At 29.8% G+C, this 2,683-nt stretch carries 3 protein-coding genes; all 3 read right to left on the reverse strand.

Annotated elements, in window-relative coordinates; all coding sequences use genetic code 11:
• Positions 1-616: DUF7986 domain-containing protein (locus VK998_RS12280; protein ID WP_325228780.1), on the reverse strand; the 616-nt coding region annotated here is incomplete at its 3' end.
• Positions 617-836: 220 nt separating this feature from the next.
• Complete coding sequence (locus VK998_RS12285; protein ID WP_325228783.1) at positions 837-1,898, reverse strand: ABC transporter permease subunit; 1,062 nt, start codon at positions 1,896-1,898, stop codon at positions 837-839.
• On the reverse strand, positions 1,895-2,683 hold a 789-nt coding region (locus VK998_RS12290), incomplete at its 5' end, for an ABC transporter permease subunit (protein ID WP_325228786.1). The genes VK998_RS12285 and VK998_RS12290, both read right to left, overlap by 4 nt.

Here is a 2,683-nt window from a genome sequence, read left to right on the forward strand (position 1 = left end):
ATACGCATTCCGTATATATTCTATAGACATTTATACTATATATTTTTAAGTATTTATCTATAGATAGCTCTGGGAATCTAAATCTTATTCTGTTATAATCTACAAATATTTCGCCAATAAATGAATCTTTAACAGCAGGGGGTAAGAAGCTAATATTACCAATAAAACCTTCATAGTCTATAATTTTACCAATTCTACTAAAGATAAGATCTGAAGGTTTAAGATGCTTAGACATATTAGGATCCCAGATAGTATGATGTTTTCTAGTTAACAGATCTAGTATATAGATATTTTCCCCTTTTATTTTTTCTATTTCAAACAAGGATACAAAGGATTTATTTCTTTCAATCAATATTTCCTTTTCTAAATTAGTAAGGTAAGAAGATCTATCTTCCAACATATGCTCAATAAATGATTTGCCATAGTTAGTTTTGTAGTCTATACTAATCCAGACATTAAAGGCAATTTTAGTTTTTTGTTCATCAAAATCAGGATAATAAAACTCAATAGAATCTAAAACTTTATCCCTTTTTACAAATTCATTTATATATTTAATTAGTTTTCTTGTTGTATTTTCTTGAATAGTTTGTATTTGGTGATAATCTAACTTATTCATATTGACCTCCAAAAAATTAATAATTAATAGGTAATATATATTATATATGAATATATGAAGTTCTGCATTGAAAAAAGGGAAAAATTTTAAAAAGGATTATATATAATTAAAAGTAGAAGGAAATAATATACAAAAGTAATAATAGATGCTTAAAACTGAAAACAATCTAAAGAGAAGAATCCCTTTAGATTGTCAATTTAACACTATAAATTGTATCTTATTAAGAGTTATCCACTGGTAATTTATCAGATTTTTGTTTTTCCCAAGCATGAAGAAGTAAGGCTACTCCAATAACCCCATAGGCGACAAATACTCTAAAATATTCACCAATTTGGGCATTATTCATTAGGTTTTGTCCTGCTAAAGGTGATATTATGAACAAGAAATGGAATAAAAATGTACCTATTATAACTTCTTTCCAAGAAGCTTTGTCTACTGTGGCACCACCTACTAGAAGGGAGGCTACAGCAAATAATCCTACTTGTTCATGACTAGCATATGTATTCATTGTTCCTATATTTTGTAAAAACACAATCTGTCCCCAAGCAGCTAGAATTGTAGATAATATTATAGCTATTATTCTAGTTCTATCCACATTGATACCAGATACTTCTGCTATATGCATATCTTGTCCTACAGCTCTCATTTCTTGACCCAATTTAGTTTTTAGGAAATAACTGACTATTAGAAATATTACTAAAGTAAAAAGTAATGTTGCTATAGGGTATTTGGATAACCATTGAAAGAACCCTAAATTAATTTTGTCAAAAGGTATGGCTTTATCCAAAGAACCTCTAATTGCTGCTAAATCTACTGTGTTTTTAAGTCCGACTCCTGTTGAGAGAAGCAGGCTTTTATTTTTAATAGGAATTAATGAACCAGCAAATATTAAAAAAACTAGCTGATAAACTCCATTAGCAAAAAAGCCTAGAATCATGCTGGTAATCATTTCTTTTCCTTTTGCTTTATTTAATATTTTACCAACTAAATAACCAAAGAGAATAGCAAAAGGTGTTGAAATAATTATGGCCATAAAAAGACCTATTCCACCGCTAATATGATAATTTGTAATTATTATTAGACCAATCTGACCTGCTATAGCCCCTAAAACAATCCCGAAGTTCAAACCCATTCCAGTGATAACTGGTATAACTAAAGATAATACTAGAATAGAGTTTCTTGCCAATCGTATTATCATTTCATTTATCAAAAAACTAGCAGGAAGGCCTGTAAAAAAGAATCCCACAATACATAGAATTAGAAATATAATTGGTACAATCATGCTGTTTCACCTTCTTTTCTTGTTAAGGCGTAAAGAATAATTCCATTACTTACGATAATCCTTATAACCTCTGACATGGTTCCTTCTGCTATAATGTTAATTACAGGTAATGCTACAACTAAAAGAGATTGGAACAATAGGGTTCCAATTATAACATGAATTATCCTTGCTCGATAAAGACTAGCTCCACCTATTAATATAGCAGCAACTGCTGGCATAGCTGCATAAAGGGGGGCGTTATATAGCTGTAAAAAGCCAAAGGATTGACTATATACAATTATTCCTATAGCTGCTAATACTGTTGACAATATAGTACCTTTAATTCTTTGTTTGTTTACATTAATACCATTTGATATTGCAAATTTTTCACTACTTCCTGCTATTTGCATAGATAATCCTTTATTACTTTTACCATAGATCCAGACAATAAAAGCACAAAGAGCAAAGAACAATAACAACCCTGTTGGGATTTTAATATTGCCAATATAAAAATGTAAAAAGGTATTTAAAATATGAGCTATAGAAGATTCTAATGAGACAGTAACTCTAAGTCCATCCCCGCCATAGGCCCAGATTAATTCTGGACTTTTAAAGGGAGCTAATAACCAAAAAATACACATAAATGAAACTACTGAAAAACCTATATATGTTCCAACAGTCATTTCCTGTCCTTTAATACGATTAAGCATTTTTCCATAAAAATAACCAGCTATAGCAGCTAATGGAACTGCAATTAATATGGAAATAAGGAATCCCAAAAATCCTGATAATTTGAATTCAATACT

It is taken from the genome of Schnuerera sp., from assembly GCF_035459645.1.
Classification (GTDB): domain Bacteria; phylum Bacillota; class Clostridia; order Tissierellales; family Tepidimicrobiaceae; genus Schnuerera.

What these genes read in the sequence shown, in the direction of transcription:
- VK998_RS12285 (WP_325228783.1), bottom strand. Translation starts at nt 1,898, where the DNA reads ATGATTGTACCAATTATATTTCTAATTCTATGTATTGTGGGATTCTTT.